The sequence below is a fragment of the Streptomyces sp. 8L genome (genome assembly GCF_020176795.1).
In the GTDB taxonomy this organism is placed as follows: Bacteria; Actinomycetota; Actinomycetes; order Streptomycetales; family Streptomycetaceae; genus Streptomyces.
Genome location: NZ_JAIUKE010000854.1, coordinates 1 through 1,725 on the forward strand (window position 1 = coordinate 1; position 1,725 = coordinate 1,725).

Consider the following 1,725-nt stretch of genomic DNA (forward strand, 5'->3'; position numbering starts at 1 on the left):
GGGTGGGGCGGGCGGTTGGGTTCTGTGCTGCTCCAGCCGAGGCGGGGGTCGCCGTGCGGCCCGCCGGGGCTGACGGGTCCGCCGGGGGCGGGTTCCTCCTGCGGGAGTGCGGCGGCCGGTGCGCCGTGCTCGGCGTGGGGGGCCCGCGCCGCGTCGTGGGCCGCCGGTCCTTGCGGCCCTTGCGGCTCCTGCGTGCCTGGTGCGTCCTGTGCCCGGTCGTAGCCGTGCGGGTCCTGCGGCCCCCGCGTGCGCGGCAGTTCGGCGTGCGTGTCTGTCGTTGGTGCGCTCTGCACTGTTCCGTGTCCCTCCCGTGCCCGCGGTGCGTCGTGTGCGGGCTCACGTCCCCCGGTCCGCGGGAACAGACTGCCAAATGCGGGCGGGAATCGGGTAGCGGGGGCGAAGATCGTGGCGTGCCGTCGGCATACGGTCACGTAGCTGTGACGGTTCGTGAACGGTGCGGAGGTTTCGTGCGGGAGTGCCCCGGCCGCGTGGCGTTCGCGGGTCGGCGGGCGGGCCGCCCGGCCCGGTTCCGCCTGCCGCGCCACCGCATAGGCTGTGCGCAACAGCCAGCTTCAGCAGGGGGCAACCGCCATGACGACAGGTCGGCTCGGGCAGCAAGCCGCGCCACCGAACGCGGCCTACGCCGGGCAGGTCGTGCGATTCCCGGACCCGGTGCGGGCCGCTCGCCATCCGGCGGGCGTGCGCGTGGACGGGGGCGGTTATCCGGACTTCACGCCGTACGCGCGTGCCGCCGCGGAGATCGCGGAGCCGCCGGAGGGTTTCGGCGTCGACGAACTGCGCCTGACGGACTACTTGTCGGCGAACGCGGCGCTGAGCGCGTCGGGGCACGAGCTGTGGGACACGATCCCCGCGGTGGCGACGCCGCACGGCTGGACGTGGCATCACGTGGCGCGCTCGCGCCGGCTCGTGCTCGTACCGGTGGAGGTGAAGGCGCTGCTGCGGCACCACGGCGGTCTGGCGACGGCGCCGGTGGACCACGCGAAGCGGGGGACGCGGCCGTTGCAGGAGACGCGGCCCGCGCACTTCGGGCTGCCGAAGGCCGGTTGGGCGGTGAGCGAGCAGCTGGTGGCGGCGGCCGAGGAGGATCTCGGGTACCGGTTGCCTGAGGCGTACCGGTCGTTCCTGAAGGCGGCGGGCGGTTGCGCGCCGGTGGGGGCGGCGCTGGACGCGGAGTTGGGTCTGCTGGTGGACCAGCCGTTCTTCACGGTGCGTGACGAGGCGGCCGTCAATGACCTGGTGTATGTGAACAAGTGTCTGCGGGATCACCTGACGAAGGACTTCCTCGGGGTGGCGTTCGTGCAGGGCGGGCTGCTGGCGGTGAAGGTGCGCGGTGAGCGGCCGGGTTCGGTGTGGTTCTGCGCGTACGACGATGCCCGTGACCAGGACGGGTGGTCGGTGCAGGAGCGGGTGGAGCGGCTGCTGCTGCCGTGCGGTGAGGATTTCGACGCGTTCCTGCTGCGGCTCGCGGGCAATCCGCCGGAGCTCGCGACCGTGGCGAACCTGATGGTCGACGGCGGCTTCGCGCGCGCCGTCCCGGTGGAGGGGTGAGCGGGCGATGGTGACGTTCGCGCAGGCGCAGGAGCGTGCGGAGGAATGGGTCAACGGTGATGTGGCCGCGTTCCAGCACCGGGTGGTGCGGGTGCGGGAGTTCGACCTGGGGTTCGTGGCGTGGTCGGAGGACCGCGAGGGCGGGCCGGTGGGCGG

The 1,725-nt window shown here is 73.5% G+C and carries 1 protein-coding gene and 1 pseudogene; one reads left to right on the forward strand and one right to left on the reverse strand.

What is annotated here, in order from left to right; genetic code table 11:
- Window positions 1-293 (reverse strand): annotated as a pseudogene (locus LCE31_RS39415) (hypothetical protein); the annotation flags it as partial.
- A 298-nt stretch (window positions 294-591) separates the two neighbouring features.
- Here LCE31_RS39415 and LCE31_RS39420 point away from each other — a divergent pair.
- Window positions 592-1,569 carry an SMI1/KNR4 family protein gene (locus LCE31_RS39420; RefSeq protein WP_225023086.1) on the forward strand — a complete coding sequence of 326 codons (978 nt, stop codon included), beginning with the start codon at window positions 592-594 and terminating at the stop codon, window positions 1,567-1,569.
- Window positions 1,570-1,725: the final 156 nt, after the last annotated feature.